Source organism: Lentzea sp. NPDC051838 (assembly GCF_040681245.1).
GTDB lineage: Bacteria > Actinomycetota > Actinomycetes > Mycobacteriales > Pseudonocardiaceae > Lentzea.
On record NZ_JBFAYI010000048.1, the window covers coordinates 38,065 to 44,767 of the forward strand.

The 6,703-nt window shown below is 66.1% G+C and carries 6 protein-coding genes; 2 read left to right on the plus strand and 4 right to left on the minus strand.

The features are described from left to right. Window positions 1–55: 55 nt before the first annotated feature. The 4 genes from clpX to tig form a co-directional block, all read right to left on the minus strand. Window positions 56–1,336, minus strand: a complete 1,281-nt coding sequence (gene clpX, locus AB0M24_RS45420) for an ATP-dependent Clp protease ATP-binding subunit ClpX (protein ID WP_030468156.1) — start codon at window positions 1,334–1,336, stop codon at window positions 56–58. A 244-nt stretch (window positions 1,337–1,580) separates the two neighbouring features. After that, window positions 1,581–2,210 carry an ATP-dependent Clp protease proteolytic subunit gene (locus AB0M24_RS45425; protein WP_363781005.1) on the minus strand — a complete coding sequence of 210 codons (630 nt, stop codon included), beginning with the start codon at window positions 2,208–2,210 and terminating at the stop codon, window positions 1,581–1,583. A gap of 20 nt (window positions 2,211–2,230) precedes the next feature. Next, on the minus strand, window positions 2,231–2,815 hold the full coding sequence (locus tag AB0M24_RS45430) for an ATP-dependent Clp protease proteolytic subunit (RefSeq protein ID WP_363781013.1): 585 nt from the start codon (window positions 2,813–2,815) through the stop codon (window positions 2,231–2,233). A 228-nt stretch (window positions 2,816–3,043) separates the two neighbouring features. Continuing rightward, the gene (gene tig, locus AB0M24_RS45435; RefSeq protein ID WP_363781007.1) at window positions 3,044–4,381 is read right to left on the minus strand and encodes a trigger factor; all 1,338 of its coding nucleotides are present in this window, start codon (window positions 4,379–4,381) and stop codon (window positions 3,044–3,046) included. Window positions 4,382–4,585: 204 nt separating this feature from the next. Between tig and AB0M24_RS45440 the strand changes: the two genes are divergently transcribed. Beyond that, entirely contained in the window at window positions 4,586–5,326 is a 741-nt protein-coding gene (locus AB0M24_RS45440) for a hypothetical protein (protein ID WP_363781009.1), read from the plus strand. 288 nt (window positions 5,327–5,614) lie between these two features. Then, on the plus strand, window positions 5,615–6,514 hold the full coding sequence (locus AB0M24_RS45445) for a LysR family transcriptional regulator (protein ID WP_363781011.1): 900 nt from the start codon (window positions 5,615–5,617) through the stop codon (window positions 6,512–6,514). The last annotated feature ends 189 nt before the right edge of the window (window positions 6,515–6,703 follow it).

A 6,703-nucleotide genomic window follows, 5' to 3' on the forward strand; every position in this document is an offset into this window, starting at 1 on the left:
TAGAACGCCGAAAGGGCGCCGGTGCGGCCACCGACGCCCTTTCGGAACGATCAAACTACGCGGACTTCTCCCGACGCTCTCGGCGCGAGGGCTGCCGAGCAACGATCGTCGGGTTCACGTTCTCCTTCACCGTCTGCTCGGTGATGACGACCTTGGCGACGTCCGTGCGGCTCGGGATGTCGTACATCACCGGGAGCAGGACCTCTTCCATGATCGCGCGCAGGCCGCGAGCACCGGTTCCGCGCAGGATCGCCTGGTCGGCGACCGCTTCCAGCGCGGTCTTGGTGAACTCCAGCTCGACGCCGTCCATCTCGAAGAGCTTCTGGTACTGCTTGACCAGCGCGTTCTTCGGCTCGGTGAGGATCATCACCAGCGACGGCTTGTCGAGGTTGGTGACGGAGGCGACCATCGGCAGACGCCCGATGAACTCGGGAATCAGACCGAACTTGATCAGGTCCTCCGGCATGGAGTCGGCGAAGTAGTCCGCCGCGTCCACCTCGGCCTTGGAGCGAACCTCGGCGCCGAAGCCCAGACCGCGCTTGCCGACCCGGTCCTGAATGATCTTCTCCAGGCCCGCGAAGGCACCGGCCACGATGAACAGCACGTTCGTCGTGTCGATCTGGATGAACTCCTGGTGCGGGTGCTTGCGGCCGCCCTGCGGGGGCACCGATGCGGTGGTGCCTTCCAGGATCTTGAGCAGCGCCTGCTGGACGCCCTCACCGGACACGTCGCGCGTGATCGACGGGTTTTCACTCTTTCGAGCGATCTTGTCGACCTCGTCGATGTAGATGATGCCCGTCTCGGCGCGCTTCACGTCGTAGTCGGCGGCCTGGATGAGCTTCAGGAGGATGTTCTCGACGTCCTCACCGACGTACCCGGCCTCCGTCAGCGCCGTCGCGTCGGCGATGGCGAACGGCACGTTCAGCATCTTCGCGAGCGTCTGCGCGAGGTAGGTCTTGCCGCAGCCCGTCGGGCCGAGCATGAGAATGTTGGACTTCGCCAGCTCAACGCCGTCGTCACGACCCTCGCGCCCGCGGTCGCCCGCCTGGATGCGCTTGTAGTGGTTGTAGACGGCGACGGAGAGGGTGCGCTTGGCGTCACTCTGTCCGATGACGTACTGGTCGAGGAACTCGTGGATCTCGGCGGGCTTCGGCAGCTCGTCGAGCTTCACGTCGCCGGCTTCGGCCAGCTCCTCCTCGATGATCTCGTTGCAGAGATCGATGCACTCATCGCAGATGTAGACGCCGGGGCCGGCGATGAGTTTCTTCACCTGCTTCTGGCTCTTTCCGCAGAAAGAGCACTTCAGCAAGTCGCCGCCGTCACCGATACGCGCCATGACCGCTGACCTATGTCCCCTCCGGCGCACACCTGCTGTAGTGCGCCTGCTGACTTGCTGTGGCAGTCCCACTGGCTGTGGGTGCTGAGCCCGTTCTCCTGACGGTACCTGGCCTACCCCGTTTCAGGGGAGGACCAGCGTCCCCCCGGCACGTCGATCAGGCCAGTTAACTGGTCACATCGGCGTGTCGGGTGGGTGAACGATGCCCACGGCATGGGGTTTCCCAAGCCGTGGGCACCACCCATCAAGACTTGGCCGAGAGCTTGCGGTAGGGCAGCACGGAGTCGACGATGCCGTACTCCTTGGCCTCGTCGGCCGTGAGGATCCGGTCGCGCTCGATGCTCTCGCGGACCTCCTCTGCCGTCCGGTTCGTGTGCCGCGCGAGGGTGGACTCCATCAGGCGGCGCACGCGCTGGATCTCGTTGGACTGGATCTCCAGGTCGGACACCTGACCGTACGCACCCTCCATGGAGGGCTGGTGGATCAGGATTCGCGCGTTCGGCAGCGCGTGGCGCTTGCCGGGCGTGCCGGCGGCCAGCAGCACCGCGGCGGCCGAGGCGGCCTGGCCGAGGCAGTACGTCTGGATGTCCGGGCGCACGAACTGCATGGTGTCGTAGATGGCCATCAGCGAGGTGAACGAGCCACCCGGCGAGTTGATGTACATCAGGATGTCGCGGTCCGGGTCCTCGGACTCGAGCACGAGCAGCTGCGCCATGACGTCGTTGGCCGAGGCGTCGTCAACCTGCACGCCGAGGAAGATGATGCGCTCCTCGAACAGCTTGTTGTACGGGTTCGACTCCTTCATGCCGTAGCTGGTGCGCTCGACGAACGAGGGCAGCACGTAGCGCGACTGAGGGGTGTGGAACTGGCTCACTTCGAGATCTCCTCAGCTTCCTAGTTGCCCGAGCTGACCGGCTGGGAACGGGTGACGACCTTGTCGACGAACCCGTACTCCAGCGCCTCCTGCGCCGTGAACCAGCGGTCGCGGTCCGAGTCACGGGTGATGGTCTCGACGGTCTGGCCGGTGTGCTCGGCGATCAGCTGGGCCATCTCGAGCTTCGTGCGCGTGAGCATGTCCGCCTGGATCGCGATGTCCGCGGCCGTACCGCCGACACCCGCCGACGGCTGGTGCATGAGGATGCGCGCGTGCGGGAGCGCCTGGCGCTTGCCGGGGGCACCGGCGGAGAGCAGGAACTGGCCCATCGAGGCCGCGAGGCCCATCGCGACGGTGGCCACGTCCGGCTCGATCAGCTGCATCGTGTCGTAGATGGCCATGCCCGCCGTGACGGAGCCACCCGGCGAGTTGATGTAGAGGGTGATGTCCTTCTCGGGGTCCTCAGCGGCGAGAAGCAGCAGCTGAGCGGTGATCTGGTTGGCGATGCCCTCTTCGACCTGCGATCCCAGGACGATGATCCGCTCGCGGAGCAGCCGCTCGTACACCGAGTCGTTGAGGTTCATCCCGGCGGTGGCCGACCGCATCTCGGGGGTCGGGAAGGAGTGCTGCGTCACGTCTGCCTGCCTAACTCCAGGTGGAACGAATCTGGAATGCCAAAACCTTCTGCAACCGACCTTAACGAAGGCGGGCGGCGTCAGATGCCCGACACCGCCCGCGTTCGCTCAGGGCTGTATTTCCTTAGCTCGCCCGCTCGCACAAAGCAGGGAGTCGATCATGCCGAGATGGGCTGCGCCGATCTCGGCATGATCGACTCACTCCTCTTCGGACTTCGTCTCGCCAAAGAGCTCGTCGAGGTCCAGCTTGGTGCCCGAGGTGTCGGACACCGAAGCCTGGCGCACGACGCTCGCGAGCGCCTTGCCGCGGCGCACGTCGGCGAAGATCGCGCCGAGCTGGCCGGACTGCTGCGCGCGCTTGACGTACTCGTCGGGCGAGATGCCGAAGCGCTGGGCCTGGTAGATGATCCGCTCGGTGAGCTCGCCGTCGGAGACCGTGACCTGCTCGGCGTCGGCGATCGAGTCGAGCACCAGCTGCGTCTTGACGGCCTGCTCGGCGGCCTTGCGCAGCTCGGCGTCGAACTCCTCCTCCGTCTGACCCTGCTCGGTCAGCCACTCGGCGAACTTCGCCTCGTCGTGGTCGAAGGCGTGCACGGCGTCGTGCTTCCGCGCGTCGATCTCACCCTGGACGATGCCCTCGGGCAGCGGGACCTCGGTGGTCTCCAGCAGCGCCTCGAGGACCTTGTCGCGCGCCTGCACGCCCTGCTGCATCTTCTTGACGCGGCCCAGGCGGGTCTGCAGGTCGGCCTTCAGCTCGTCGAGCGTGTCGAACTCGCTGGCGAGCTGCGCGAACTCGTCGTCGAGCTCGGGGAGCTGACGCTCCTTGACCGTGTTCAGCACCACGGACACCTCGGCCTCACGGCCCTGGTGCTCGCCGGCGACGAGCGTGGTGGTGAAGGTCTTGGTCTCACCCTCGGACGCGCCGACCAGGGCGTCGTCGATGCCCTCGACGAGCTGGCCGGAGCCGATCTCGTAGGACAGGCCGCTGGTGCGCGCCTCCTCGACCTCTTCGCCGTCGACGGTGGCGGACAGGTCGACGATGACGAAGTCGCCGGTCTCGGCGGGGCGGGTGACGCCGGTCAGCGTGCCGAAGCGGGCGCGGAGCTCGTCGAGCTGCGTCGCCACGTCCTCGTCGCCGACCTCCTGCTCGTCGACCGTGATCTCCAGCTCGCCGAACGCGGGCACGGTGATCTCGGGACGAACGTCGACCTCGGCCGTGAACTCGAGCGTCTCGCCGTCCTCGATCTTGGTGACCTCGAAGTCGGGACGGCCGAGCGTGCGCACCTCACCCGCGTTGACCGCCTCCAGGTACTTGGCCGGGATGGCCTCCTGGATGACCTCGTCCAGGACCGGAGCGCGGCCGATGCGGCTCTCCAGCACCTTGGCGGGGGCCTTGCCCGGACGGAAACCGGGGATGCGGACCTGCTTGGCGAGCTTCCGGTACGCCTGGTCGAAGTTCGACTTGAGCTCGTCGAACGGCACCTCGACGTTGATCCGGACCCTCGTCGGGCTCAGGTGCTCGACGGTGCTCTTCAACGTGGACTCCTCGTAACGAACAAGAACGTGCAGACAGCCGGTACCGCCTTAGGTGGCGCCCGGATTCCCAGCGAGTCTAGGCGAGACCCGCGCTGTGACCGCCGCCACCCCGGTCCGTCGCACGTGACCGGACTGTGAGGCCCGCTGATTTGGCTCTTCCGAAGGCGGCCAGAACGACCTCACTTCCACTGGGGGGGAACCACGATGAGACGCACCAGCACCAGACTTCTCGCCGCAGCCATCACCGGCGCGACCCTGCTCGGCCTCACCACCGCACCGGCCCGGGCAGCGGCCCCGTTCGAGGCGACGGCGTCCCCGTACGCCTTCATCGGCAATGCGGGCCAGGAGTCGATCACCGTCGAGAACCAGCGCTGGACCCGTCCCGAGTACGTGGCGGACCGCACCGCCGCCCACCCCGGCTGGTCGATCCACCTGTCCGACGAGCGACTCGGCGCGGGCCTGCCGAGGCAGGACATCAGGGCGTACGCGGGCCAGGGCGAGACCGCCATCCAGACCGCCGCCTGGACCAAGGGCTTCATCTCGCTCATGGACCGCAACAACTACGACGTCCCGTTCCTGGTCTTCAAGTTCGGCGGCGACAACGAGGTCTGCGAGGGGTTCGTCGGCTTCGAGCAGCCACGCCTGTTCGTGCGCAAGCTCGACGGCGAGCTCCACGAGGTGCTCGACCTGACCTCACCGGCGGAGGCCTGGCAGGTCACCTCCCCCGACTCGCTCGACGCCCCGGGACCGGGAGTCGTCACGATCGAGGTCAAACGCGTGAGCACCGCGGCCCACATCGCCGACTTCGACCCGTTCCGCAAGTACGCGGGCCGCGAACGAGTGCGGGCCGACGGCCACGAGATCGTGATGACCTACCCGGAGCCGGGCACCGGCACCAAGAAGACCCTCCGACTCCTCGCGGGAACCCGAGCCGTCTCCTGCTAGAAGCCCGCCACAACGCCGCCGTCCACCCCCGGACGGCGGCGTTTTTTGTTCGTCAGGCTAAAAACCTCACCGAAAAGAGTCACCCAACTACGGCCCGTTGAGGCCCCCATCTCAATTTCACTCTTTCGGCCGCAACACCGATTCCAGACCGATCAAGATGACTCCGTTAGCACTAATCGTGTGCGCGCGACCGACAGGTAGCGTTACTGCGCCCGCACCATGCGTAACAGGACCACGGGAACGAACGAGAAAAAGTCGTCGCACCGTTTTACTCCGAGGATCCGCCTGATGGAGACACGCCAGCTTCTCGCGTTCACAACCGTGGTACAGACCGGCAGCTTCACCAAGGCCGCAGCCACGCTCAATTGCTCGCAGCCGACCATCACCACCCGCATCAAGGCCCTGGAGGAGGCCCTGGGAGTCGTCCTTTTCCGACGCCTCCCCCGAGGTATCCAGATGACGTCCGCGGGCGTTGAACTGCTCCCGTTCGCGCGAAACATCATCAACCTCACCGAAAAGGCCCGAAAAGCCATAACGATGAACGGCGAGCCTCACGGCAAACTCGTCATCGGCTCCGCACAGAGTTTGACCGACTACCGTCTGCTACCGCTCATCGAATACATGTGCTGGCGCTACCCGTCAGTCCAACTCTCGCTGCACTCGCGAAACACCCTGAACAACCTGAACTCCGTCCGCGACGGAGCCCTCGACTGCGCCTTCTTCATCGGCGCCATCGAACCCCGCGAAGGCCTGGAAACCACAGTCCTCTGCCCCGAGCCCCTCGTCATGGTCGCGGGCCCGAGCCACATGCTCACCCAACGCCAGTCGCTGACCGAGGACGACCTCACCAGCAGCACCCTGATCCGAGCAGAGAACGGCGCCTCCTACCACGAACTCTTCGAAAACTCCCTCGGCTACGACGACACCCGCGCCCCCGTCCTGGAACTCGACTCGGTAGACGCCGCCAAACGAGCCGTCGCCTCAGGCCTGGGCATAGCCCTCATGCCCGAAGTGACCGTCGCCTCCGAGCTCTCCGACGGCAGGTTGGTCCGCTTGCCCTGGTCCGCACCGTTCCGCGTCTACACGCAGTTCGGCTGGCGCCAGGACAACTCGACGAACCCGGCAGTGACAGCCCTGGTGTCAGCAGCAGCCCAAGTGGTGAGCGACCAGGTCGCCTCGCTGACCTGACAAGGGACAGGCGAAGGCGAAGCCGAAGGCGAGCTGCCTGGGCGAAGGCGAAGCCGAGCTGCCCTGGGCGATGCCGAAGGCGAGCTTGCTTTTCCGTGCGCTCCGGCGGGCCCCGTCACGAGTCGTGCCTGATCGTTGGCCGCAGCCGAGGGGTTGGGTCAAGTCGACACGCTTTTCGTCGACTTGACC